The sequence below is a fragment of the Pelosinus propionicus DSM 13327 genome (assembly GCF_900114615.1).
Classification (GTDB): Bacteria; Bacillota; Negativicutes; order DSM-13327; family DSM-13327; genus Pelosinus; species Pelosinus propionicus.
The window spans coordinates 12,101-35,860 of record NZ_FOTS01000054.1 but is presented as its reverse complement, the minus strand read 5'-3'; the positions used below and the strand labels follow the sequence as shown (position 1 = coordinate 35,860).

Genomic DNA, 23,760 nt, shown 5'->3' with positions numbered 1-23,760 from the left:
TAATCAAAGAGGTAAATGCCAAGTTAATTGGGCACTACCACTACTATGGAGTGACCGACAACAGTAACGCAATACGTGCGTTTGGCTATCGAATACGCCGTAAAATGTTTGAAGTGCTCAACCGTAGAAGTCAGAAGAAGAGTCTGACTTGGGAAGGCTTTGCAAAACTTGAGAAACGATTTCCACTTGCTAGGGCAAGAATTTATATCAATATATATGGCTAAACATAGGTGAATGCTATTATGAAGAGCCGGATGCCTTAATAGGGCACGTCCGGTTCCGTGAGGGGGGCTAGATCGTGAGGTCTGCCTCTACTCGACTTCTGTCTATTTAAGTGAATTTGGCAATTGAGAGATCTAAAGCTATAATGCAACGAAATAAAGAAAATGGCTTAGTATTGCATCAATACAAAGGGTATCGGTATTACAGAGAAAACCCATCTCTTTCGATTTGGGAGTCAATCGAAAAAATACTTAAAGATTGCGATCTATAGTTATTAACAGGATAGTGTATCATCAACAGCTGGGACTTTTCTGGAGATGAAAATAAAAAATGCAAAATCAGTTAGTGGCTCTCACGTAATAAATTGAGATCTAATCTTTAAATATTACGAGCTAACAGATCGGATAGACTTAGAGTGTAATATCAGAGGAATATGTCAAGATGTACTGCCCAGAGGTAAAGCTTCACTTTAATGATGGGCTACTATCTTACTATAACCGCTATAAATGAAAAATTCGCCGTTTGACCCGATACACAGAACCGTACCATTTATAATGGCGAAAGAGTCCTCAATCCTTGTAACACAGGGATTGAGGTTGTTTTTTTATAGGCTGACTTTCTCCCTAGAATTTTTATGTATTTATGCCGATAAATCAATTAAAGGCGAAACCGTAGTCAATGTGTTGGAAAAAATTAATTGCATGGTCATTTCTCTATTGACATTATTTTCTTTAGTTATTATACTATTAATTAGCTAGGGAAACTAATTTTAAAAGGAATTTACTTATGGGAAAAAATACTATCATAATTCCCCCTAACACAAGAGCACGGTTAGGAGAATTGTTGTTACAGATATCCGATGATGTTTTAGATGCTATAAATAATGCACTGAAAGAATACCATATTTCCGAAAGTAAATTTGCTTTACTTTTACTGCTATTCAATACAAACACGGACCAACAATTACAGCCTTCAGAAATTGCTGATATGCTTGGAATACGACGAGCATCTGTAACCAAGCAGTTAATTTGGTTGGAAGAACATCAGTTGATTACAAGAACTATATGTCTTGAAGATCAAAGAATGGTTAATGTAACAATAACCAAAGAGGGTTATCATCTTCTAAACCGCGTTTTACCGCACTACTGGCAAACTTGCTCTAATCTCACTCAAAAATTAACGGATGAAGAGACCGTTTCTTTACTTAATTTGCTTATAAAAATCGATCTATAAATATAAAAATATAGACCGTTTTTATTTCTTTTTTAATTAGCCTAGCTAACTTTTTAATTATAAAGGAGATGATAATTTTTATTTTTATCGCTAGTGATTAGCCTGGCTAATTGTTAGCATTGAATTATTGCAACGACATATCTACTGATAGCGCAACTATTGATGGGCATGCTGTTAGAGCAAGTCTGAAGGTATAAGGATATGTAAAATTTTATATCTATTCTTGCTATGCGAAAGTTAAGTTTCTAAGATATTAACCTTTTTGGCTTTGGCTCTTTGCTTATGCTTCGGTTTATTAGCATCGTTTTTTATCCTTATGGAAGAAGAAGTGAAAAAAGGTATCCAATCACTAATAGTGAGGTTTTAAGACTCACCGCAACATCCAGAGAATCCTATAATTGTTCCCGATAGACCCCGAAACTGGATTTGCAAAAGAGCAGAAGGCAGATGATACCACTAAATATTTAAAAACATAATGAGGAGGAATAGAAAGATGGACTTTAAAAAGGCTAGTGCCTATATTGAAAGCTTATATGAAAAAAGAAAATTAACGCAGAAACAATATACTGAGGATACAGAGCTGAAGGATTTTGTACCGGTTGTGGATGACGATGTTGCCAGAATGTTGCAAGTGTTAATAACGATGGTCAAACCGCAAAAGATTCTTGAGATCGGTACAAGTATTGGCTTTTCAACTGTTTCAATGGCAAAAGTGATTAAGCATTATGGCGGTAAAATAATTACCATTGAAATGGACGCGGAAGTGGCCAGACAAGCGATTGAAAATTTTAAACGTGAAGGAGTAGAAGAACAGATTGAGGTTATAATTGGTGAGGCGTGCACCGTAATCTCAGGTATGAATGAAGAGTTTGATCTTATTTTCCAGGATGTCGGTGATAAAAAGCTGTATGGCGAAATGCTTGAGGACTATATTAGGGTGCTTAAACCAGGAGGATTGCTACTTGCGGAGGACACACTCTTTCCTGTAGTTGATTTTGGTTCTGCGTTTGGTGATTCGACCAAAATGTGGTGTGAGTCATTAGATACATTCAATAAAAAAATTGCGGATTGTCCGCAATTTGAGAGTACTTTGCTGCCAATAGGGGATGGTTTAACGGTAGCGGTAAAAAGAACAAGCTGAATTGAGGATATTCCCTTGGCTTTCATCACTTGCTGTAGTTTGATCTGCTGCCGTCTTAGCCGTCACAATATTGAATTAACAGCAGCTGAAAATACCAGTACCAGTGATACAGTAACGAGCAGTAAATCCAGCGGTTATGGTGTGGATTTAAACCCAAGCGGGGCAGTAACTGGTCTATACGCAAGTTCCAGTAAATCGAGTGGTACAGAAAATACCGATGCCACCACCCACACCGAAACCCAAATCACCGCACAGAATACATTAACTATAAAAAGTGGTCAAGATACCAGCCTAACGGGTGCCCAAGTACAAGGAGATAGCGTAGTTGCTACAATTGGCGGAAATCTTACCTTAGAAAGCCAGCAGGATACGGATAACTATAGGGCGAATAAGACCTCAACGGATGGAAGAATCGATATCGGCCTCGACGTCAGTGTAGATGGTGTTGATGGTTCTATGACAAAAAACAAGACTGATTCCACCTATAGCAGCGTGGTAGAGCAAACATCGATAAGTGCCGGAACAGGTGGCTTTGACATTACCATCGTCAGCAACACCGACCTAAAAGGTGCGGTCATTGTCAGCACGGCAGATGCCGATAAGAATAAGCTGACTACTGATACATTGACCTATTCAAATCTTGAGAACAAGGCAGAATACAGCGCAAGTAGTGTAGGGGTAAATATTGATACATCTGCTGACGCTAAACTAAATGAAAAGGGTATAACACCCAATATTGGAATGCCAGCATCTGGCGATGCCCAAAGCACGACACAGTCTGCAATTTCAGCAGCAACCATATAGACTCCTAGCGGTGAAACCATTAACCTTGATGATCTCAGCCGCGATGCTACCGCAGCGACCCAAACATTGGGGAAAATCTTTGATAAAACAACAGTTAAAGAAAAACAAGAATTATCCCAAAGATTTGGGGAAGAAGCCTATAAGTTGGTTCATGTTATTAGTGAAAAGAATGGCTGGGCTGAGGGCAGTATCGAAAAAATTGCACTGCATGCATTTGTTGGTGGCCTAATGTCCGGTTTAGGCGGCGGTGATGTCCTGGCAGGCGCCACTGGAGCCGGATTCAATGAAGCTATTCAAGGGGAATTATCGAAAATTCAAGACCCCGCTTTACACCAATGGGCAAGTGTATTTGTAGGAGTTGTAGCAGCCAAGGCAGTTGGAGGCGATGCTCAAACTGGTGGTTCGACGGCAGCAAGTGGGACGAAGAATAACGATTATGCGGAGGGACTGAATAATCCTTTAATTGGCTTAGTGGTTGGTGGCCTCGCCTATCTTTCTTCTCTCGTCTTTCCTAAAAACTATAATGATTCAAATTCTGTTCTTTACAAAAAGCAGCAACCGTTTGCCCACTACTACGGCATTGTCGGACAATTTCAGTCCATTGATTTAATCGGTAAGCCTGTTTGATTTTTTGAGTATCCAAGAAAACTCCTCCTTGGAGTTTTTCAAGTAGCTCTAAAAACTTGAAAAACTCTAATTTGGAAATATTATCTCATGGAGTTAGCTTGAAAACTATCCACTTGGTTGTTTGACGCTTACGTTAAACGTCATCTTTCTATAATTTAGACATGTTAGATCACTTATTCATCAGTATGGATGTTTATTGAATTTATGGTAAGCGATATCGATGAGATTGTAATTAGATTGTTAAGGTAAACAGCATGATACCATCGTTGTGGAGCATTTAGTGGGGTATCCTGCCAAAGACTGTTTTGTTAATTTCCATAAGTATTACCATCAGTGTAAATTATTTTATATGCTTATAAAAATATAAGATATATAGTAAGAGAATAAGCAGGAAAAATCGGTTTACGATTCTTCCTGCTTTTTTTTCTGTTTTGAATCCCAAAATATAATATCAAGTGACGCTTTAATTTTGGATTTATCTTCTTTAGTTAGTGGCATGCCATCAAGTAATACTTCTGACTGATCAAGAAACTTGATTAAGTCAGAAGGAGGTTCTGTTCTTGGTTGGACAGATTGTAATCCGGTAGTATCATTGTTTAATAAATAATCAACTGTAACTTTAAAAAATTTAGCAAACTGCAAAAGGGTAGCATTATCTGGTTCACGCTTTCCTATTTCGTAATGGGCATATGTCCCGCGGGGAATACCCAAGATATTTGCTAATTTCTGTTGTGTTAAGTCTTTGGCAGTTCTTAATTCTTTTAGTCTTTTACCTAACAAAGCTTATCACAACCTTTCTTACCACTTATTATATATGTAGCAGTTTGCTACTAAAATATATTGTAGCGATAAGGCACAAATGATTATAAATATTATTGACTTAGTAGCGAAACGCTACTATAATAAAAATGTAGCGAAAAAGAACAAGGGTGATGAGGATGGTAAGGATCTGGCTATTAGAATTACGAAATCAAAAAGGGATAACTCATCAAGAGGTAGCCGACAAGGCTAATATAAAGCGTCCTTATTATACTCAGATCGAATTGGGAATAAGGAATCCCAGTCCAAAAGTTGCGAAAAGAATAGCATTTACTCTGAGTTTTGATTGGGAGCTTTTTTTTAATGATTAATGTAGCGTAAAGCGACAATTAATCAAAAAATCATAAATCCAAAGCCACTTAAGGAGGTGATAAATTGTTTTCTAATGCTCAATCATGCCCAGAAAGAAAAGTAACAATCAGAAGTCCTTCCACCTGCCAGTAGCAAAGACAAGACTTCTAAAATCCCACTACCTAGATTATACCAGCAATATTTGTAAAATTCTGCTTTTTATTCTCGAAAATAAGATTTGCATTTAGTCCCGCTCATACCATCTAAATCTTAAATCAAAAGGAGACAAAAACACATGAAAGTCATAACCATAGATTCCCCTCTCAAAATCGGTATCAAAAACATCCCCATACCAGAGCGCAAGAATGACAGCGAAGTCCTCATCAAAGTCCGTGCCCTTGGCATCTGCGGATCAGATATTGGTGCCTATCGGGGTGTCAATCCTACTGTAAGCTATCCACGAATCATCGGTCATGAGATCGGCGGGGAAGTGGTGTCTATTTCAGATAACAGCAAGGGAATTATCGTAGGAGATCGAGTCGTCCTAGAACCTTATCTGCCTTGCTATCAGTGCTACCCTTGCAGCATGGGCAGAACCAACTGCTGCGAACAGTTAAAAGTCTTAGGAGTACAGACGGATGGAGGCATGGCGGAGTATGTGACCCATCCGTTGAACTTAGTGCATCTGGTACCTCGTGAAATGGAATGGCAGGAGGTTGCCATGATTGAGCCCTTGACTATTGCCCTCCATGCCAATCATCGGTCTAGAGTCAAGGAAGGGGAGCATGTTCTCATCATCGGGGCGGGAGCCATTGGGCTATTAGCTGCTCAAGTCGCCATGGTCTATGGAGCGGTTCCCATTGTAGTCGATGTAGAAGAGAAACGGTTAGAACTGGCAAAAGAGATTGGCATACCCCATACCCTGCATCCTGCGCAGGGAAAGGTGATTCAGGAACTCTTTGCCATTACCAAGGGACGCATGGCAGAAGTGGTCATTGAAGCATCGGGAGCCAAAGGAGCCATTTATGGCATGTTTGACTATGTATCTGCTGCCGGACGCATCGCCTTAGTCGGCTGGCCTAATGGAGAAACGCCTCTTCCTACTGCCGTGATTACCAAGAAAGAATTAGATATCGTCGGTTCTCGCACCAGTGTCAAGGAATTTCCCGAAGCCATTGCCTTACTGCAGAACAAGCAGGTACAGGTACGTGAGATCATCACCCGTGTAGTGACCTTTGACGAGATTCCCGATGCCGTCATGAACATGGCTGGCTTCCCGGACAAGTTTGTCAAAGTGGTAGCAGTGCTGTAAATAAAAAACAAAAACAGGAGATTGTAATTATGAAAAAGTTTACCTTTGCCTCTGAGAAAGACATCGATGTCATTGCGGTAGGGCGCATAGCCATTGATTTAAACCCCAATGAAATCCATCGTACCTTAGATAAGGTTAATACCTTTACCAAATACGTAGGCGGTTCCCCTGCCAATATTGCTGTAGGCTTAGCCCGTCTTGGCAAGAAGGTCGGCTTTATCGGCAAGGTTTCCGATGATGCCTTTGGCAAGTACGTCACCGATTACTTTATCGAAAAAGGCATTGATGTATTCCATGTGACCCCATCCTCAAACGGAGAAGTCTTAGGTCTGACCTTTACGGAAATCTCCAGTCCCACCGAAAGTCAGATTCTCATGTACCGGGAAGGTGTTGCCGATCTGGCTTTAGCTCCTACCGATATTTCCGAAGACTATATTAAACGTGCTAAATTCCTCTTAATTTCTGGTACTGCCTTGGCAGCCAGTCCTTCCCGGGAAGCCTGCTTTTTAGCCATGACCTATGCTAAGAAGCACGATACCAAGATTATCTTTGATATTGACTACCGCAGGTATACTTGGAAGTCGAAGGAGGAAGTAGCCGTGTACTACTCTTTGGCAGGACAGCGCAGTGATATCCTCATGGGCTCCCGGGAAGAGTTTGAACTCATGGAAAAGCTGGACAAGGATAATGACATTCCCGACTTTTGTTTAGCGGATCAATATCTTTTCCATGGGAATCAGATTGTCATTATCAAACATGGCAAGAACGGTTCCCTTGCCTATAGCAGTGACCGCAAAGCCTATCAGGTAGGCTCCTTTCCAGTAAAGCTCTTAAAATCTTTTGGCGGTGGGGATGCCTATGCTTCCGCCTTTCTCTATGGCATCCTAGAAGGTTGGGAACTGGCTCCATCCTTAGAGCTTGCGGCAGCTTCTGCGGCAAGGGTTGTCGCCAGTCATAGCTGTTCCGATGCCATGTCTACTGCCGAGGAAATCATGGATTTTATTGATGATAGCCAGGAAAAAGGGAAGGTCATTGCGGAAATTCCCTGGGATCAGTCCATTGAAGGAGGGAGATCATGCCGTTAGTCATCTTAGCCTTAGGGATTGTCCTCCTTTTTCTCCTCATTATCGGTGTGAAGCTCAACAGCTTTCTCTCCTTGATTCTCGTATCTCTGGGAGTCGGCTTGGCAGAAGGACTGCCCTTGTTAAAAGTAGTAGATTCCATTGAAAGCGGTGTGGGAGGAACCTTAGGGCATTTGGCCTTAGTCATTAGCCTAGGTTCCATGCTGGGAAAACTCATGGTAGACAGCGGGGGAGCCCAGCGCATTGCCATGCACCTCATTGATCGATTCGGCAGGAAGTATGTAAAGTGGGCAGTCTGTTTAACAGGCTTCATTGTAGGGATTGCCTTATTCTATGAAGTTGGCTTTGTCCTTCTCATTCCCTTGGTCTTTACCATTGCCCTATCGGCAGAAGTGCCCTTACTGGAAGTGGGTATACCCATGGCAGCCGCCTTATCCGTGACCCATTGCTTTTTACCGCCCCATCCAGGGCCTACGGCCATTGCGGTTATCTTTAATGCTGATCTGGGACTCACTTTAGTCTATGGCTTTCTCATTGCCATCCCGACGATTATTGTAGCTGGACCCTTCTTCTATGAAACCATGAAGGATCTCAATCCTGCTGTACCCCAAGGACTGCACAGCCATCAGTCTTTTAGAGAAGAGGACATGCCTAGTTTTGGATCTAGTCTGTTTACCACCTTGATTCCTGTATTCTTAATGGCAGCCGCTTCTCTTACCAAGTTAACACTTCCCAAGGAATCGTACATTACCCAGTTCTTTGCCTTTGTGGGCAATGCGGATATGGCCTTGCTTCTTGCTGTTCTCGTTGCCTTTTATACTTTTGGTATAAAGCGGGGAAAGACCATGGCAGACATGATGGAGTCCGTGCAGCAGTCCGCCATGACCATTGCCATGATTCTGTTAGTCGTAGGGGGCGGTGGTGCCTTTAAACAGGTGCTCATTGACAGCGGCGTGGGAAAATACATTGCCTCTTTGATGGCAGGCTCCCAGCTTTCCCCCTTAGTGCTGGCATGGATGATTGCCGCGGTTCTACGCCTTGCTGTAGGATCAGCAACGGTAGCTGCCTTAACCACAGGGGGCATGGTACTGCCTCTCATTGCAGCAACGGGCGTCAGTCCCGAGCTCATGGTTCTGGCGACCGGGGCAGGCAGTGTCATGGCAGGGCCTCCCAATGACCCGGGATTTTGGATGTTTAAGGAATTCTTCAATCTTTCCGTAAAGGAAACCATACGCTCCTGGTGCGTGATGGAGACCGCCATTTCCTTTATGGGGCTGGCTGGCGTACTGCTGATCCATTACGTGATCTCATAAGGAATGGGATACAGGTTAATAGAAAAAAATACGTATTTGTTTTTTCTATAGATAACCAAAGATTTTTACTATTACCGTAATAATAAAAAATGCATATATAATGTAACTGCACAAAAGGAGGGAATGTTATGCGTAGTGAAGCAGAAACAGAAGTTGCTGCTCAATCGCTAGTAGACAGTTGCAAGGCTGGAGCAAAGCTGAAGACAGTACATTCAGGTACTGCTGCGAAACTGTTACAGTCGATTGAAGAGGCAATCGATGCCTCTGGCTTAAAAAATGGTATGAAGATTTCCTTCCATTACGGCTTACCCAATGGCGACGAGATGATGAATACGGTATTAAAGATGATGGCACATAAGGGAATGAAAGGTTTGACGCTGGCTGTCAGTTCTTCTTTGCATATAAAAGATACGTTATTACATCCTTTTTTTCTAAAGGGAGTGATTGTAGCCGATCAGACGAGTGGTCTGCAAAATAAGTTGGAACATTTTTTTAATGCCAATAACATAAAAAAGCCAATCCCTATTGGTTCCCAGGATGGTGGAGTGTCTGCCAGTAAGAGTAATGAAGCAAAGGTTGATGTTGCGTTTATAGCTGCACTCAGTTGTGATATCTATGGCAATATAAACGGGCTTCAAGGAGCAGAGGCTGGTGCTTTTATGAATACTGTTACGGCAGATACTGTTGTAGTGATTACGGACAATGTTGTAGATCATCCGATCTGTCCGATCCATAGTTCTCAGCGGCAGGCAGATTACATCGTGAAACTCGATGATCGATGATTCTAAGCAGTCACGCCCCCTCAAGCAGCAATGACTGTCCTGGCTGGTTTTGTAACGCTTGTGATGATACAATAACCATAGCAAATGGATTGCGGTTTATTGTTGCTTGGAGGTAAATGGTATGGATGAACGGGATTGGCTTATCCTGAAGACATTGTATGAAAAAAAGAGCATTACGAAAACGGCAGAGGCGCTGTTTATTTCCCAGCCTGCTTTGTCCAGCCGTCTGCAGCATATCGAGTCCAGATTTGGAACGGTCATTGCGGTAAGGGGGAAAAAAGGGGTGCAATTCACTCCTGAGGGTGAATATTTAGTCAGAGCGTCTTACGAAATGCTGCAGAAGATGCGAATTTTTGAAGAAAATATTCAAAATATGCATGAACAGCCTACCGGAATTTTGCGGATCGGTGCTTCTACCTTCTTCACTAAATATTTGCTGCCGGAATTGCTCCGGCGTTTCAAAGTGGATTATCCAGGCATTGAGTTTAAAGTCACTACGGGCTGGAGTCGAGAAATTGTCAATCTTGTATATAATAATGATGTGCATATTGGTTTTGTTCGCGGGGATTATAGCTTTTCAGGAGAGAAAATGCTGTTGTTTACGGAAAAAATGTATGTTTCATCAAAAGAGCCGCTGCGTTTTATTGATTTGCCCTACCGGCCGAGGGTGGATTACCGAAGTGAATACTCGGTGCAGCTGCTGGTTGATAAATGGTGGAATGAGAATTATTCCGCACCCCCTCAAATCGGTATGGAAGTAGACCGGGTAGACACTTGTAAGGAAATGGTTATCAAAGGTTTGGGTTATGCCTTTTTGCCGGAAATGATTCTTAATAATTGTAAAGATATATGTACGCATGAAATGGTTTATCGGTCTGGCAAACCGCTAACTCGTAATACATGGATGTTTTACCATAAAGACACGATGGAATTAAAGCTGGTTCAAGCCTTTTATGAATTTATTCAGAGCATGAATTTTAAAACGTTATATTTTTAAATTCTTACCCAAAGACACAGGGACAAGCAGTTGTCTCGCTATATAAGAAGGAAAAGTCCTGTAAAGCAGATGCTTTACAGGACTTTTGCGTATAGATGAAGGCTTAAATGTCCTGTGCAATAAATTCGCTGGAATCGAGTCATAATAGATAAGGGAATCTTTAGTCGGGATCGAGAGGGGCAAAGGAGTACACTGCTGCCGATCGATCACTATAACATAGGAGGGTGTATATGAGTTTACTTGGTATTACGAAGGGAACAGAGCTGGAAGAACAGGTGGAACAATATTTGAAAGCGGAAGCACAGGGAACAGTGATGTACTATGGGCTAGCAAGGATTGCCGAGGAGAAAGGACTGCATGATGTTGCAGAGCTTTTGCTGAAAATTGCAAATGATGAAGCTCGCCATGCTGGATTGTACTCCGTTTTAAACGGTCATGTTTCCCAAGATCTCTTTGCTGTACTGAGTCAAGTTGCCAAAGCAGAAACGGCAGGGGAAGGAAAAATTAAGGAGTTCGCACAGAAGGCTCGTCAATTGGGTTTAGAGAAAGTTGCCGAGGAAATTGAAGCCGCGGCCAAAGATGAAGGACGGCATGGAATTGTATTGGAAGAATTGATTAAGTCGCATCAATAAAGGAGTGGTATATTGTGAATGAAGTTCTTACGTTTTTACTAGATAACAAGATCTTTTATATTGCAACTGTTGAAGGGGATATTCCGAAGGTCCGGCCCTTTGGCTTTGCTATGGAGCTGGAAGGCAAACTCTATTTCTGCACGAACAATCAGAAGAAAGTTTATCAGCAGCTCAAAGCAAATCCGAACTTTGAAGTCAGCACTACTTCCCAAACTGGTGAGTGGCTGCGCCTGAAAGGGAAGGCTGTATTTCATTCCCATTCGAAAACCAAGCAGGCTGCCTTGGATGCAATGCCTGCTCTTAGTAAGATGTACAGTGTTGACGATTCTATTTTTGAACTATTTTATGCCGAAGAGGGTGAAGCAACTTTTCATGATAGGAAGGGGGCCTCCAGAGCCATTGTCTTGTAATACAATTTTTATAATTGATAGAGAGAATCCTGCATTACTCACGCGAAGTGATGCAGGATTCTTATTTGTGATTCTAGGGAGCCGTTAAGCACAATCCTCTGATGAGTCCAATTGATAAATTATAGTATTTATGCTATAATCAGTTACCTGACTGTGGTCAGGCAACTGATTGAATTTGGAGGATTTATGTGCGAACCAAACTTAAAGAGAATAGCCGTTAAGCATTTTTCTAAATTCGGCTATGAAGGAACCAAACTTTCTCATATTGCCCAGGAAGCTGGAATGAAAAAACAATCTCTATATTTCCACTTCAAAAACAAAGATGATTTATTATTACAGGTTAATAAAATGATTCTCGATGAAGAGATCAGTTTTTTAGAGGCTTTTTTTGATGAAAACGCAGCTACATCTTTAAAAGACACCCTATATACTTTACTGCTTGCGTACAAAAGCCGCTACCTTGCCAATAACAATACTGGTTTCATGTTCTTATTAACTTTTATCCCTCCGGCTCCGCTGAAAAGCCATTTTGGGCAAAATTATCACTTGTACCTCAAGCAGCTAAAAGCGTTGTTAAGGGTGAAATTCCTGGGCGAGTCAAATTTACGCATTAAACTGGATGATGGGCCAACTTCTTTCATTACTTTAATGGATGGCTTATTCACACAGCTCATTTATGAGACTCCGGAAGACTTTGACAACTCGTTGCGCATATTCTGGGACATTTACTGGAGCGGGCTTGTCAAACTAGAATAATCAAAAAAGGGTGATTCATATGTACTATGCTGATACGATGGCAAAAAGGCAAACTTTATGGAATAAAGATTTTATCATTTTAGCCTTGGGCAACTTATTACTATTTATGGCTTTTGAAATGCTAATGCCTACATTGCCAGTATTTATATCCAATAATGGGGGAAGCAATTCACAAGTCGGACTGATTATGGGAGCATTTACATTCTCAGCGATATGTATCCGTTTGCTCATCGGCAGAATGGGCCATGTTATTAATAAAAAAACGCTGCTTGTCTTGGGGGTTATTGGTTGTATGCTGGCTACCGGCTTTTATTATTGGAGTGCCACCAGTCTAACCACTTTCGCCATTCGCCTGCTGCAAGGTTTAGGATTCGGCGTAGCAACTACTTTATATGCCACGTTTGCCGCTGCCTTCATCCCGGCAGATCGGCGGGGCGAAGGGCTTGGTTATTTTGGTGTGGGGGAAACGATGGGGATCTCCGTCGGTCCTTTAGTTGGGGTCTGGCTGATGAATCAGCATGGTATTGACAGCGTTTTTGGAGTTGGCACACTTATCTTGCTGGTTACTACGTTGATTACGTTGGGCGTTTCCTACCCACTGACGACTGAAGAGGAAGTAAAGCACTCCCCGCAGGAAGGACAAAAAAAAGATTCGATGATTGATATCTTCATCGAAAAGCGTGTGTTGGTGCCATCTGGCCTTGCCTTACTTCTTGGCATATCTTTCGCAGGAATTCTGTCCTTTATTGTCTTATATGCCAAAGAAGCAGCAATCCCTAATGTTGCCTATTTCTTTTTTGTGAATGCCTTAGCTGGATTACTTGTGCGTATTGTCGCGGGTAAAATATTTGATCAGAGAGGACCAAGAGTTATTATCGGAGCGTCTGCGATTCTTTGCAGTGCGGGCACCTTTTTGTTGGCCACAGCTTCTACCACTACTTCCCTCATCATTGCCGCTGCTTTATATGGAACCGGTATGGGGGCTGTATTTCCTGCACTGCAAGCTTGGTGTATCAATGTTGTGCCGGTGGATCGACGCGAGCATGCAATGGGGACCTTTTTTAACTTCTTTGATTTAGGGATTGGTATAGGCGCTATTTTGTTAGGATTTTTAGTCACTTTGACAAGTTATAAAACGATGTATATGAGTTCCATTTTGCTGTTCATTATTTTTTGGATTATCTATCAGGTGTTTGGCAAAGAACTTAACAATCTATAGTAGTATCGAAGAATGTTGTAATCGAATTTCGCCATCATTCATAAAAAGAATCCTGCATTACTTACGTGAAGTGATGCAGGATTCTTATATTTTAGGCTGATCGATTTATTGTACTTGCTAATCGTTTTAACAGGAGCATACAAAGGATTCCGCCAATGATTCCAGTGACTAGCTGTGGCCAGCTCATGAGGGCTTTTAATATCGTCGCCTGCTTTTCTGGAAGAGCGACAATGGAAAAGGCCCATGAGCTTGAAAAATAAAGAATCAGCATTCTGCCGATGGAGGAAAGGAGGATCGCCAGCCATCGATTGTAGGATAAGGTCATCTGGTAAATCAGCACATATGCCATGTTGGTGAACGCCACGGGCAGAATAAAGACGGGTAGGGGCAGGGCTTGCTGAAAAAACGCTACAATGGGAGCCAGAACAGCCATGCCGAGAGCTGCTTTTGATCCTGTGACTTCCAATGCGATCAGGAGGCAGGCATTGATCGCGCTGCCCACTACAAACATAGATATAAACGGCGGAACGGGGACTAGAAGCCGAAGCGACTGCAGCACAATCATTAAGGCTAGCAGCAGGGCCGTTCGCACAACTTTCTGATGCATGGTTTTACCTCGCTATTTTATTTTTATAATTTCATCGTTACGTCAACGTGAATAAAGGTTCCAGGCAAGGAAAGGGCATCGTCTTTGTGATTGAAGAGATTGTCAATGCCGAGCAAGATCGTTTGATCTTCGGTAAGCTGTTTTTCTACATTCACATTCCACAGGGTATAGGATGTATTGGTTGATACATTGGCAGAAGGCTGGAACCAATAATGCAGATAGGAATCCGCCCATAGGTTTGCCGTCAGCGTTTCTGACTGGCGATAAGTAACACGGGAAGAGAGCTTGTGACGAGCACGGTTGTAGAGCCGGGTATTCGTCAAGTCATTGACAGCATCCAGATAGGTATAAGTGCCGGACCAGGATACGCGGTCAGATAATGGTACAGAGATTTCGCCTTCGATTCCCTGAATCGTTGCACGGTTAATATTCTGGTATTGGACTGTAGCAGAGTCGACCCAAGCCTCATCGATCATGTCTGTGATTTTGCTGGAGAAGAAGGTCAGCTTGCTTTTCACATTGCCCACATCCCGTTCAACAGATAGATCATAGAAGGTGGAGTCTTCCGGTTGTAAGGAAGGATTTCCAAGGAGACTGACCAACTTTCCGTTTCTGGTGACATTCAGTTTTAGGTACAATTGATTGGGTGAGGGAACCCGGAAACCTTGCCCGGTGTTAAACTTCACGCGCCAGCCGGGTTCGGGAGTATAGGTCAAGCCGACTTTCGGACTCACATTGCTTTCAAACTTGTTGCTGTCGTCATAGCGAGCCGATGCTACGGCAAGGAGTTTCGGCGATACGGTCCATTGGTCCTGCAGATAGACGGCAGAGTAGTTGGTTTTGACTTCAGAGCCTTCATAGACTTTGCCATGAAATACTTTGGTGAAGGTTCCTTGTCCTGTCTGAATTCCCGTGCCGCGGAACAATTCGGGGCGAAATTCACCGCCGAAGGTTAGCAGATGATCGTTGGATACTTTTTTACTAATACGGCCTTCCAGACCGGATATGGTGGTATAGCCATAGACCGAGTTTATGTATTGACCGCTTGTCCGGTTAACCGTGTCATTGTATTTATTCCAAACAGAGCGGTAGGCATTGAAATAGAGTTCACCATCAGACAGGTCTTTCGTATAGCTGAGAGCATATTGACTGCGGTCATTATTATCACGAACATCGGTGCGAACGCTCCCCATAGCGGTTTGCAGGATCGCATATTCGCGCGTGTCTTCGTCCATACGGGAGGCGGTAAAGGTAAGTTTTTCTTTGTCCGTAGGAGAGTAGTCAAAGCGGGCATTGATATTCTTTCGTTCGCCGAAAGGCGAATAGGTCGTTCCATTACTCTTAAGGGATGCATCCGAATCAGAATAAGAGCCAGAAAGAGTCATGCCCAATTTCTCTTGTTTCCCGGAGTCATAGGTAAAGGAATAACGCCCGTTTCTATCACCTGTACGAGACAGAACACCTTGATTGAGTCGCAGTGTAAAGGCTTGTTTGGATGCGGATTTTGTAATGATATTCACTACGCCGCCAAGGGCATCGGCACCGTATAGGGATGTTACCGGCCCGCGAACGATTTCAATGCGTTCTACATTTTCCAGGGAGATTCGATCCAGCTCGTAAAGAGGTTCTGTTTCAGCAGGAATTCGTTTTCCGTCGATCAAGATCATTGAGTACCGGGCGTCAAATCCTCGAATGGAAAGCGCTTCTCGCCCGTTTACTCTCATGATGCTAACCCCGGCTGCAGATCCGATCACATCCTTTAGGACATGGGCTCCGTAGGATTTGATGTCTTCTGCGGTGATCACTTCAACGGCAGCAGGAACATCTTGAATGTTCATTGCCGTTTTTGTTGCGGTAACGACGACTTCCGGCATGTCAAATTCATAGGAATCTGTTGCTTCAGCATAACTTTTTCCAGTGGATAAGAGCAAAGGGACGAGAAGGAGTAATATTTTTTTATTCACGAAATGCCTCCTGTAATATGTCTTTTTGTATAAAATTCGCCCATTAGACTTTGGATCGCACCATCTAGTGGCTTGATTTCCATTTTCCGAAAACCTGCACTGGTAAGGGCAAGCTCAATATTCGATCTGGTTTGTAAGATGTCAAGGCCAGCAAGATGACTTGACAGCCAGCCGACAATGGATTTTTTTGGCGCGATATAGTCGTCGCTTACTTTGTGGCTGACCAGATAAAGATAACCGGAAGGGGTGAGAGCCTGTGCCATTTTCGTGGTCAGCTCTTTTAGGTTTGCGCTGGCAAAGTCTAAGATTCCCGATGCAATAATCAGATCGTAATTGTTACCGATGGGATCTGTCATAAAGTCGCCGCGCATGATGGTTAGTCGATGCTCCAGATGCTCCTCTGCTACCAATTCTTCAGGAACATCGGCTACTCCAGGCTGCTCAAAAATGACGCCGGATGCCAAAGGGAACTGGCGGACAAATTCAATGGCCATCATTCCTGATCCTCCGCCAAGATCTAATATCCGAAGAGGGGCAGCAGGCTCTGCTAATTGTGCGGCAGCGCGCAAAAAGGATTGAACACGGCCTGTACGAACCTCAACTGCCGTTAAGCGTGCCAGCTTGCAGAAATCAAAGAGCTCTTTGCCTTCGTTCTGCTTTAGAATGGCTGGATCGGGTCCGAGGCGTACCAGTTCTTCCACTTGGTCGAGTCCTGTCATCTGGTTCCAGAAGGTCAGATATCCTCCTAGGTAAGAAGAACTGCTTTGATTAAGGTACAGCTCTGCTTCTGGAGTATTTCGATATTGGTGATTGCTTTTTTCGAGTAGACCGATGGCTGCCAGACTGTTTAGAAAGAGTGTAAGGTTTCTTTCATCGTATCCAGTCAGGGACGCGATTTTTTCTGCCGATGTATCGTGTTTTAGAAAATCAAATACCTTGAGGGAAATGCCCGCGAATAAGAGCTGTGTTTCTCTATATTGCTGCAGCATTCCAAGAAATTTTCTGGGACTATGGGTAGGATATTCCATGATAAACACCTCTCTCTAATTTGTTTGTATGCCTAGCATACAAAAAGAATAAAAAAAAACAGCTTCTACCAAGCCGGGATGAAATGAAATCATTTTCTCATAAATCCCCTCCCTATCCTTCGTAGGTTCATAAAACGGTGATTGCTAGAAAGGCAGTTATCCTGGCTCTGGATCATCGCTTGCCCAAACCTTCCCAGAGCTTACGCTCCAGTGGTATTTTTCGGGTTTGCTCCTCATTACAGTGGCGGGACCGCGCCGGTATTTCACCGGACTTCCCTATTAAGCCCCTAAGGGCACCTATCTCAACAGTATGAAATTCATTCTCATCGTAACAAATCATAATCTGTTTGTCAATGAGATGCTATGCTCTACAAAGTAAAAGATCTTTCTTAGGTTTTTTATCATGTGGAAGCAGCAGTTGTTATACGTACTGAATTCCGATACAATAGGGTCATGAAGAAAAAATCTTATGCAGCGATGAGTAAGTTTATGCGATTAATTGAAACCATTGCGAACAGCAAAATGAAACAGCTGGATTTTGGTGATGGGATCGTTCTGTATCGAGGGGAGATTCACATGATTCGGGCAATTGGCGATCGGCCAGGCATGTTTATTTCTGAAATTGCACGATATTTTGGTGTTACCCGTGCTGTTGTTTCGAAAAGTGTTTTGAAAATCGAAAAGAGCGGCTATGTGCGCAAAGTGATAGACCCTTTAGATAAGAAGCGGATTCAAGTCTACCTGACGGAGCGGGGAGAGGCCGCATATCAGGCACATAATACATTTCACTTGGAGAAAGATGATTATATCTTTGCGCATTTGGAGGGCTTAAGCGCAGAAGAGTTAGAAGCAGTCAGTGTGTTTTTAGAAAAAGCACAGCAGATGATCGATCATCATTTTTGAAAGGGAGGACGATATGAAGCAGATTGAGCTTATTTCCCTGCCCTTTGATTCTGAACCGAAGCCGCGAAAACGAGCCAGTGCCAAACCTGCTGCTGAAAAGGAAGAACAAGTTAGAGAAGAACTCCCTCCCCCAATTGTGCCAACGGATAATATTCTCGACCTTCGCAAACATCCGATAGCCTATACAGCCCATCAAGAAACAGCGCTAAAAGAAATTGCTGTCTTCTTATGCAGCAATAAAGAATCGGTATATATTCTTTCCGGTTATGCCGGGACTGGCAAAACGACCATTGCTGAAAACATCGTCAAATATGGGCTGGCTCAAGGCAAAGAGTGCATTATAACAGCGCCTACCAATCAAGCCGTCAAGGTGCTCAAGGAGAAATTCGGCGAAATCAAGGTTCTTTTTAAGACTCTTCACTCCACCTTGTATGGTTCTCCGGATGCGGATACTGGTGAATGGATTGCCAGCGTCAAGTTCAAAGCATACCATGTCATTCTTGTTGACGAATCTTCTATGATCAGTAAAACCGTCTATACGGATCTTATTAAGGAGGTTCAGTCGGCCCATGCCAAGGTCATTTTCTTTGGTGACAGCTTCCAACTCGAACCTGTGGGCGATGACCCGAAGGTATTAGCCAACAAGAATTTTGAACTCACGGAGGTCAAACGGCAGGGAGCTGGCAGTGAAATTCTGCTGTATGCAACCTGCCTCAGAAATCGAAAGCAAGTGGTGATTCCCAATGCGTCGCGAGGAGAAGTCCAGATCGTAGGCAAGCAGGCTGCTGCCAGAGCTTTTCTCCAGTCTGTTATTCAGAATCAAGACAGCATTTTCATTGTTGGCACCAACAAGGCAAGGCTGATTCTCAATCAAAAAGCCCGTGAGGCCAAATTTGGTAAAACCGTAACGGATGAACCGCGGGAAGGGGATCGAATCCTCTTCATCGGTAATGGTACTTATTTCGTCAATGGTGATCGGATGACGTTGGAGCAAGTGACCAGTGTTGCAGGGATGGTTCTTCCGATTAAAGGAGCTTCCAAAGATACTCCCGGCTTTGTTCGGGCTTATCTTATCAGGAATTATAATCACAAGATTCTTCTCCTGCCCGCTATAGAGAAGTCTTCTGTTTATCATGCACAATTTATTGAGGTCAAGGAGTATTTTCCTGATGACTGGTACAATAAGAATCCAATCACCCATCAATTTGAACTGTCCAAAGAGGTAGCCATCGCGACCTATGGTTATGTCATTACGGCTCATAAAAGCCAAGGAAGCCAATGGGAAAAGGTCTTTGTTCATCAGGATGCTTTCAGGGATAATCCCCGCTGGCTCTATACGGCCGCTACTCGTGCAGAAAAAGAATTGACGCTGACGAACGAGTCAAGTTTTCGCCGATGGACATGGGAACAGATTGAGAGCTTGGCAAACTCTGAAGAAAAATAATTTTTCAAAGTTACATGAAAGGTTCAACGATCAGAAATGACTGAAGTTGAACCTTTTTGAGTTATAACAATGAATTTTGAATGATTCGTTCACAAATCAGCTGAAAATGAGCCGAAATATGAATGAATTAGAAGATTTAAGAAAGTAAATGAACGAAAAAGAACTTATGTTTGAATTAATCTGAAAAAAATAAATTATTTTGAACAATAAAGAAGGAAAATGAAAAGATAGGACGAATATGTATATCCGAAAAGCTTTTCTTAGGTCGATAGTTTAAAATTTTTAATGAAAGGGGAGATTGAAATTATACCGGCAGCACGTAAACAAGAAATATTAAGCATGGTTACCAATGCGGAATACATATCTGCAGGAAATTTGGCAGATAATCTCAATATTTCTTTATCAACAGTAAGACGGGACTTAATTGAATTAGAGGAAGAAGGACTCATTGTTCGTACGCGAGGCGGGGCTAGTACCACAAAGCATAATCTGGCTTTGGATACAGGGCTGAACATACGCGCCGTTGAAAGGCATGAGGAAAAAAGTCGAATTGCTCAAAAAGCTGCTGAGCTGGTTTGCGATGCAGGATGCATCATCTTAGATGCAGGGACCACTACATTAGAAGTCGCACGCAATCTGTATCCGAGGAAAGTATTGCGAGTGATTACGGATAGTATCGAAATTGCCTATGAATTGCGCAATCGAGAAAACGTAATCGTAATCATGACAGGTGGTTTGCTGAAGCAAGGGACATGCAATCTTTACGATGGACTCGGCGAAGAGTTCTTGAAGAGTATGCATGCACAAATTTGTGTGATGGGAGCAATCGGATTTTCTTTGAAGAGTGGTCTGACAAAACATGAAATCGAGTCGTTGTCTCTGCGAAAAAAAATGCTTGAGATTAGCATTCAAATCATGTGTATTGCCGACAGCAGCAAGTTTAAAGCTGACGGTCTTGTTAGTGTATGCCCGGCGGATCTTGTCGATGTGTTAATTACAGATACGGGTATATCCCCTGGTCTGAAGCAGTCTTTTGAAGAAAGCGGCATCAAAGTAATCGTTGTATAAACGAACAATGAGTAAGAACAAATGAAGCGTTTCTGATCCATCGGATGAGAAACAGTAAGCAGTAAAAGTGGTGATAATAGCATGAAAAACGGTGTAGTATTAGGAATTGATGCAGGCACAAGCAGTGTAAAAACGAGTTTGTTTACTTTGGAGGGCACGTTGATCCGGGAAATGTCTTTTCCTGTTCATGTCTTAAGCCCTGCTAAGGATCAATTTGAAATTGATGTAGAATTTCTTTTTCAAAAATTAATTACAGTGATTAAGGAAATTGTAGTTGACTTTGAAGACCAAGTGCAAGGCATTGGATTGAGTGTGACTTCTCCTACCTTAATTTTTTTTGATAGCAACCGCGATGCAATACGCCCTGGTATTGTGTATTTAGATAACCGGAGCATCAAGGAAGTAGAGGAAGGTGTCGAAAAATTCGGCGGGGACAATATGTATTTTGCCAGAGTTGGCAATAATCCTAGTCCTTCTACTTGCGTGGCAGCTACGGTGAATTGGATTCGAAACAATGAACCAGGCACTTGGAGTAAAACAGATAAAATTGGATTCTTAAATACATATTTAGGCGCGAAATTAACCGGTAATATTGCCGTGGACCCAACGGTGTCCTCTTATTCGGGGTTAATGCGCGTCAGAAATCCATATCTTTGGGAATCTGAATTTTTAGAAATTTTTGACATTCATGAAGCCTATTTGCCAGAGATTTTATCATCTGCTGACAAGGTCGGAGTCCTGCAGAAAGGTATTGCCGATCAAATCGGGCTGCCGGCGGGAATTCCTGTTGCGATCGGTGCTGCAGATACAGCGGCAACCAGCTTTGCCTTAGGCGTGCACAAGCATGGAGACGTATTTCAAAGTATGGGCACTTCAGAAGTGATTACGTTTTGCCTAAATACGCCTAATTTTAGTCCTGCTTTTATGAATCGCGGGCATGTGATTCCAGGCTTGTGGCTGTCGAATGGTGCAATGAGCACGGCAGGTGCTTCGATACAATGGGCACTAAAAAATATTTTCCCGGAATGCTGCTCGGAAAAGGAATTAGAGAATCTTGCGCAATCCTCGCCGCGGGGAGCAAATGGCTTGGTCTTTCTGCCTTATTTGTGCGGTGAGAGAAGTCCCGTATTTGATACTCGGGCATCGGGTCTGTTCTTTGGCCTGAATATCAATACGTACAAGGCAGACATCATCCGTGCTGTTTATGAAGGCGTTGCCTATGGGATGCAGCAGATCTACAAGATTGGCAGTGAGCGCTGGAATGTTTCTCCTGACTATATCAAATGTGTTGGCGGTGCTTCAAAGAGTGCGCTTGCCATTCAGCTTAGAGCCGATGTGCTGAACAAGCAAGTTCGCACAATTCAGTCCAGCAATACAGCAGCATATGGGGCGGCCATGCTTGGAGCACTGGCAGCAGGAGTTTATACCCGGATTGAAGACGTTCCCTGCATTGAAGATTATGGGAAAATTGTGGAACCTAATCATGATAATGTGAGCTTCTTCGAAAAGCATAGCGAAATTTATCGTCAGTTGTATCCAAATTTGAAGGAACTGATGCGAATGCAATATAGCTATCTTAATGGAGATGTTCTATAAACGGATTGACCAACATGAAGTAAAAATAATTTGGAGGAAATTGATATGTCTGAAAATTCACAGATCAATACTGCAAGTCAGCCCATTCCGATACGATCCCATTTCAGATGGGTAATCATGGGAATCATTTTTGTAACCTATGCGATCAATTACATGGATCGAACGAATATCGGTGTTGTACTTCCTTTTATTTCTCAAGAGTTTGGCTTAAGTAATTTTGAAGCCGGTGCCCTTGCGAGTACTTTTTTCTTAGGGTATGCTGCATCCCAGATTCCGGCGGGTTTCTTCTTCAGTAAATTTGGTACCCGTGGACTGGTTTCTCTTTCAATCTTAGGATTTTCCATATGCACCTATTTGATTGGTACGTCTTCATCACCATTTATGATTAAAGTGTACCGATTCTTACTGGGTGTTAGTGAAGGACCTACGCCTGTTGGCTGCGTATCTACGATTAATAATTGGTTTCCTGCAAAGGAAAAAGGAACAGCGACGGGGCTTTATATTGCTTCGACAATGTTTGCACCCATTCTTGTACCGCCTCTTGTGGTCTGGATTGCTCTTGAGTATGGTTGGAGAAGTGTGTTCTTCTGGTTTGCGGTTCCAGGGTTTATCATGGCGATCGTGTGGTATCTCTTTGTAAAATCCAGTCCGGAAAAAAGCGAGCATGTATCACCAAGTGAATTAGCCTATATTCGGGATTCAGATAGTACGGTTACCGAAAAAGTACAGGTTACTGTCAAAAAGAGCCTTGGATGGATCGATTCTTTTATTCGAGCCAAAAAGGTAGCAATTGTAGATACCAATGCGCAAGTGTTTAAGTCGCGGAATATTTGGGGCGTTTGCATAGCATATTTCTTGATGGTAAGTGTTCTCTACGGATTATTAACATGGATTCCTTCTTATTTGGTGAAGGAAAAAGGTTTTTCCTTTATGAAAATGGGATTGGTTGCAGCAGCGCCTTGGATCGGCGGATTTATTGGGTCTATCACAGGCGGATGGCTTTCTGATAAGATTTTCCTGAAACGGCGTAAACCAACGATGATTATTACCACCTTGTCGACGGCGATTATGATGGTTGTGTTGATTAATATTCCAAACGATGCAAATGCCGTTGCCATTGCATTATTTATGACTGGCTTCTTGATCAATGTAGGCTGGCCGGCATTTACTGCTTATCCTATGGGATTGGCCTCAAACAGCACGTATCCTGTAGCCATTTCCTTGGTCAATACAGGAGGCAATTTGGGGGGATTCTTTTCACCAATGATTGCGGGGCTGCTGTTAGACAAATTTAGTTCCTTTACCAATGTATTTATCTATTTTGGGGTAGCCGCAGCATTGGCGTTTATCATATTGCTCACCATTGATGAGCCTGTCAATGAAGCATAAGTTAACATAACATTTCTTTGATTTACAAAGCAGGATTGAATATGTCGCATCTTCTTTTGGTGCGCAATATATTTTTATCTTTTTTTGAAGTTTTTCTACAAAAAAATAAAAATATATTGAA

At 42.6% G+C, this 23,760-nt stretch carries 24 protein-coding genes and 1 riboswitch; of the genes, 19 read left to right on the top strand and 5 right to left on the bottom strand.

Annotation, left to right across the window (positions count from 1 at the left end; genetic code table 11):
* The 4 genes from BMZ99_RS26025 to BMZ99_RS21275 form a co-directional block, all read left to right on the top strand.
* The coding region (locus BMZ99_RS26025) for a group II intron maturase-specific domain-containing protein (protein WP_281246853.1) at positions 1-224 on the top strand (224 nt) is incomplete at its 5' end.
* Positions 225-1,008: 784 nt separating this feature from the next.
* On the top strand, positions 1,009-1,455 hold the full coding sequence (locus BMZ99_RS21285) for a MarR family winged helix-turn-helix transcriptional regulator (protein ID WP_090942594.1): 447 nt from the start codon (positions 1,009-1,011) through the stop codon (positions 1,453-1,455).
* A 493-nt stretch (positions 1,456-1,948) separates the two neighbouring features.
* Positions 1,949-2,596, top strand: a complete 648-nt coding sequence (locus tag BMZ99_RS21280; protein WP_090942590.1) for an O-methyltransferase — start codon at positions 1,949-1,951, stop codon at positions 2,594-2,596.
* A 15-nt stretch (positions 2,597-2,611) separates the two neighbouring features.
* The gene (locus BMZ99_RS21275; RefSeq protein WP_175490647.1) at positions 2,612-3,400 is read left to right on the top strand and encodes a hemagglutinin repeat-containing protein; all 789 of its coding nucleotides are present in this window, start codon (positions 2,612-2,614) and stop codon (positions 3,398-3,400) included.
* A gap of 511 nt (positions 3,401-3,911) precedes the next feature.
* Here BMZ99_RS21275 and tnpA read toward each other — a convergent pair.
* Together tnpA and BMZ99_RS21265 are read right to left on the bottom strand one after the other, a co-directional pair.
* Entirely contained in the window at positions 3,912-4,043 is a 132-nt protein-coding gene (tnpA, locus tag BMZ99_RS27640) for an IS66 family insertion sequence element accessory protein TnpA (RefSeq protein ID WP_407670201.1), read from the bottom strand.
* Between the two features lie 386 nt (positions 4,044-4,429).
* A complete protein-coding gene (locus tag BMZ99_RS21265; RefSeq protein WP_090942585.1) occupies positions 4,430-4,807 on the bottom strand; it encodes a helix-turn-helix domain-containing protein in 378 nt (125 codons plus the stop codon).
* Between the two features lie 152 nt (positions 4,808-4,959).
* Between BMZ99_RS21265 and BMZ99_RS27635 the strand changes: the two genes are divergently transcribed.
* The 10 genes from BMZ99_RS27635 (at position 4,960) to BMZ99_RS21215 (ending at position 13,640) form a co-directional block, all read left to right on the top strand.
* Positions 4,960-5,157: a helix-turn-helix transcriptional regulator gene (locus tag BMZ99_RS27635; protein ID WP_407670200.1), complete on the top strand. Its 198-nt coding sequence runs from the start codon at positions 4,960-4,962 to the stop codon at positions 5,155-5,157.
* 275 nt (positions 5,158-5,432) lie between these two features.
* Positions 5,433-6,449 carry an alcohol dehydrogenase catalytic domain-containing protein gene (locus BMZ99_RS21255; RefSeq protein WP_090942579.1) on the top strand — a complete coding sequence of 339 codons (1,017 nt, stop codon included), beginning with the start codon at positions 5,433-5,435 and terminating at the stop codon, positions 6,447-6,449.
* A gap of 29 nt (positions 6,450-6,478) precedes the next feature.
* The gene (gene iolC, locus BMZ99_RS21250; RefSeq protein WP_090942576.1) at positions 6,479-7,534 is read left to right on the top strand and encodes a 5-dehydro-2-deoxygluconokinase; all 1,056 of its coding nucleotides are present in this window, start codon (positions 6,479-6,481) and stop codon (positions 7,532-7,534) included.
* Positions 7,525-8,844, top strand: a complete 1,320-nt coding sequence (locus BMZ99_RS21245) for a gluconate:H+ symporter (protein WP_090942572.1) — start codon at positions 7,525-7,527, stop codon at positions 8,842-8,844. The genes iolC and BMZ99_RS21245 overlap by 10 nt, the downstream gene beginning before the upstream one ends.
* A 128-nt stretch (positions 8,845-8,972) precedes the next feature.
* The gene (locus BMZ99_RS21240; RefSeq protein ID WP_090942569.1) at positions 8,973-9,626 is read left to right on the top strand and encodes a citrate lyase subunit alpha; all 654 of its coding nucleotides are present in this window, start codon (positions 8,973-8,975) and stop codon (positions 9,624-9,626) included.
* 121 nt (positions 9,627-9,747) lie between these two features.
* Positions 9,748-10,623 (top strand): LysR family transcriptional regulator, encoded by an 876-nt coding sequence (locus BMZ99_RS21235; protein ID WP_090942564.1) that lies wholly within the window; start codon positions 9,748-9,750, stop codon positions 10,621-10,623.
* Between the two features lie 230 nt (positions 10,624-10,853).
* Positions 10,854-11,255, top strand: a complete 402-nt coding sequence (locus BMZ99_RS21230) for a ferritin family protein (RefSeq protein ID WP_090942562.1) — start codon at positions 10,854-10,856, stop codon at positions 11,253-11,255.
* A gap of 14 nt (positions 11,256-11,269) precedes the next feature.
* Positions 11,270-11,665 carry a pyridoxamine 5'-phosphate oxidase family protein gene (locus tag BMZ99_RS21225; protein ID WP_090942560.1) on the top strand — a complete coding sequence of 132 codons (396 nt, stop codon included), beginning with the start codon at positions 11,270-11,272 and terminating at the stop codon, positions 11,663-11,665.
* Between the two features lie 186 nt (positions 11,666-11,851).
* Positions 11,852-12,421: a TetR/AcrR family transcriptional regulator gene (locus BMZ99_RS21220; protein WP_090942557.1), complete on the top strand. Its 570-nt coding sequence runs from the start codon at positions 11,852-11,854 to the stop codon at positions 12,419-12,421.
* A gap of 19 nt (positions 12,422-12,440) precedes the next feature.
* Positions 12,441-13,640, top strand: coding sequence for an MFS transporter (locus BMZ99_RS21215; RefSeq protein ID WP_090942554.1), 1,200 nt, complete (start codon positions 12,441-12,443; stop codon positions 13,638-13,640).
* A 91-nt stretch (positions 13,641-13,731) separates the two neighbouring features.
* Here the strand turns inward: BMZ99_RS21215 and BMZ99_RS21210 are convergent, their stop codons facing one another.
* Genes BMZ99_RS21210 through BMZ99_RS21200 form a run of 3 tightly spaced genes read right to left on the bottom strand, consistent with a single transcriptional unit; the run spans position 13,732 to position 17,239 of the window.
* Complete coding sequence (locus BMZ99_RS21210) at positions 13,732-14,247, bottom strand: hypothetical protein (RefSeq protein ID WP_090942551.1); 516 nt, start codon at positions 14,245-14,247, stop codon at positions 13,732-13,734.
* A gap of 23 nt (positions 14,248-14,270) precedes the next feature.
* Entirely contained in the window at positions 14,271-16,211 is a 1,941-nt protein-coding gene (locus BMZ99_RS21205) for a TonB-dependent receptor plug domain-containing protein (RefSeq protein ID WP_090942548.1), read from the bottom strand.
* Positions 16,208-17,239 (bottom strand): methyltransferase, encoded by a 1,032-nt coding sequence (locus tag BMZ99_RS21200; RefSeq protein ID WP_090942545.1) that lies wholly within the window; start codon positions 17,237-17,239, stop codon positions 16,208-16,210. The genes BMZ99_RS21205 and BMZ99_RS21200 overlap by 4 nt, the downstream gene beginning before the upstream one ends.
* 134 nt (positions 17,240-17,373) lie before the next feature.
* Positions 17,374-17,555, bottom strand: a riboswitch (cobalamin riboswitch).
* A gap of 161 nt (positions 17,556-17,716) precedes the next feature.
* Between BMZ99_RS21200 and BMZ99_RS21195 the strand changes: the two genes are divergently transcribed.
* The 5 genes from BMZ99_RS21195 (at position 17,717) to BMZ99_RS21175 (ending at position 23,639) form a co-directional block, all read left to right on the top strand.
* Entirely contained in the window at positions 17,717-18,142 is a 426-nt protein-coding gene (locus BMZ99_RS21195) for a MarR family winged helix-turn-helix transcriptional regulator (protein WP_245755097.1), read from the top strand.
* Between the two features lie 13 nt (positions 18,143-18,155).
* Positions 18,156-19,586, top strand: a complete 1,431-nt coding sequence (locus BMZ99_RS21190) for an ATP-dependent DNA helicase (protein WP_090942541.1) — start codon at positions 18,156-18,158, stop codon at positions 19,584-19,586.
* 285 nt (positions 19,587-19,871) lie between these two features.
* Positions 19,872-20,654: a DeoR/GlpR family DNA-binding transcription regulator gene (locus BMZ99_RS21185; RefSeq protein ID WP_090942538.1), complete on the top strand. Its 783-nt coding sequence runs from the start codon at positions 19,872-19,874 to the stop codon at positions 20,652-20,654.
* Positions 20,655-20,735: 81 nt separating this feature from the next.
* Positions 20,736-22,250, top strand: coding sequence for a xylulokinase (locus BMZ99_RS21180; protein ID WP_090942535.1), 1,515 nt, complete (start codon positions 20,736-20,738; stop codon positions 22,248-22,250).
* A 45-nt stretch (positions 22,251-22,295) separates the two neighbouring features.
* Positions 22,296-23,639, top strand: a complete 1,344-nt coding sequence (locus BMZ99_RS21175) for an MFS transporter (RefSeq protein ID WP_090942532.1) — start codon at positions 22,296-22,298, stop codon at positions 23,637-23,639.
* Positions 23,640-23,760 lie beyond the last annotated feature (121 nt).

What these genes read in the sequence shown, in the direction of transcription:
- BMZ99_RS21285 (WP_090942594.1), top strand. Translation starts at nt 1,009, where the DNA reads ATGGGAAAAAATACTATCATAATTCCCCCTAACACAAGAGCACGGTTA.
- BMZ99_RS21280 (WP_090942590.1), top strand. Translation starts at nt 1,949, where the DNA reads ATGGACTTTAAAAAGGCTAGTGCCTATATTGAAAGCTTATATGAAAAA.
- BMZ99_RS27635 (WP_407670200.1), top strand. Translation starts at nt 4,960, where the DNA reads ATGAGGATGGTAAGGATCTGGCTATTAGAATTACGAAATCAAAAAGGG.
- BMZ99_RS21255 (WP_090942579.1), top strand. Translation starts at nt 5,433, where the DNA reads ATGAAAGTCATAACCATAGATTCCCCTCTCAAAATCGGTATCAAAAAC.
- iolC (WP_090942576.1), top strand. Translation starts at nt 6,479, where the DNA reads ATGAAAAAGTTTACCTTTGCCTCTGAGAAAGACATCGATGTCATTGCG.
- BMZ99_RS21245 (WP_090942572.1), top strand. Translation starts at nt 7,525, where the DNA reads ATGCCGTTAGTCATCTTAGCCTTAGGGATTGTCCTCCTTTTTCTCCTC.
- BMZ99_RS21240 (WP_090942569.1), top strand. Translation starts at nt 8,973, where the DNA reads ATGCGTAGTGAAGCAGAAACAGAAGTTGCTGCTCAATCGCTAGTAGAC.
- BMZ99_RS21235 (WP_090942564.1), top strand. Translation starts at nt 9,748, where the DNA reads ATGGATGAACGGGATTGGCTTATCCTGAAGACATTGTATGAAAAAAAG.
- BMZ99_RS21230 (WP_090942562.1), top strand. Translation starts at nt 10,854, where the DNA reads ATGAGTTTACTTGGTATTACGAAGGGAACAGAGCTGGAAGAACAGGTG.
- BMZ99_RS21220 (WP_090942557.1), top strand. Translation starts at nt 11,852, where the DNA reads ATGTGCGAACCAAACTTAAAGAGAATAGCCGTTAAGCATTTTTCTAAA.
- BMZ99_RS21215 (WP_090942554.1), top strand. Translation starts at nt 12,441, where the DNA reads ATGTACTATGCTGATACGATGGCAAAAAGGCAAACTTTATGGAATAAA.
- BMZ99_RS21210 (WP_090942551.1), bottom strand. Translation starts at nt 14,247, where the DNA reads ATGCATCAGAAAGTTGTGCGAACGGCCCTGCTGCTAGCCTTAATGATT.
- BMZ99_RS21200 (WP_090942545.1), bottom strand. Translation starts at nt 17,239, where the DNA reads ATGGAATATCCTACCCATAGTCCCAGAAAATTTCTTGGAATGCTGCAG.
- BMZ99_RS21195 (WP_245755097.1), top strand. Translation starts at nt 17,717, where the DNA reads ATGAGTAAGTTTATGCGATTAATTGAAACCATTGCGAACAGCAAAATG.
- BMZ99_RS21190 (WP_090942541.1), top strand. Translation starts at nt 18,156, where the DNA reads ATGAAGCAGATTGAGCTTATTTCCCTGCCCTTTGATTCTGAACCGAAG.
- BMZ99_RS21185 (WP_090942538.1), top strand. Translation starts at nt 19,872, where the DNA reads ATGAAAGGGGAGATTGAAATTATACCGGCAGCACGTAAACAAGAAATA.
- BMZ99_RS21180 (WP_090942535.1), top strand. Translation starts at nt 20,736, where the DNA reads ATGAAAAACGGTGTAGTATTAGGAATTGATGCAGGCACAAGCAGTGTA.
- BMZ99_RS21175 (WP_090942532.1), top strand. Translation starts at nt 22,296, where the DNA reads ATGTCTGAAAATTCACAGATCAATACTGCAAGTCAGCCCATTCCGATA.